The following is a 225-nucleotide window of genomic DNA, read 5'->3' as shown; positions in this document are numbered from 1 at the left end:
GCATTTATTCGAGCACGTTACGTGAATTAAGAGAAGCAAGACGCTGTTTAACACATTGGCTACAAAATATCCCAGAATGTCGTGCTATTTTTATGGAGATAATAAAACACCCTCGCGGTATGGGCCTCCCCTTTACGTTAATGTATGAATACGGTGTGTTAGCAGCTTATATTCCACAATGGAGTCGTATCGTCGGGCAAATGCAATTTGATCTATTCCATGCAT

General features: G+C 40.9%; 1 protein-coding gene. It reads left to right on the top strand.

The annotated features are described in order from the left end of the window. Positions 1-225 (top strand): hypothetical protein (locus tag GQR38_RS20405; protein WP_206006352.1); only part of this gene is annotated, 225 nt, incomplete at both ends.

This window comes from Pseudoalteromonas sp. c7(2019), from assembly GCF_011378625.1.
In the GTDB taxonomy this organism is placed as follows: domain Bacteria; phylum Pseudomonadota; class Gammaproteobacteria; order Enterobacterales; family Alteromonadaceae; genus Pseudoalteromonas; species Pseudoalteromonas arctica.
Note: the sequence above shows the minus strand (reverse complement) of the source record. Positions and strands in the feature narration are given on the sequence as shown.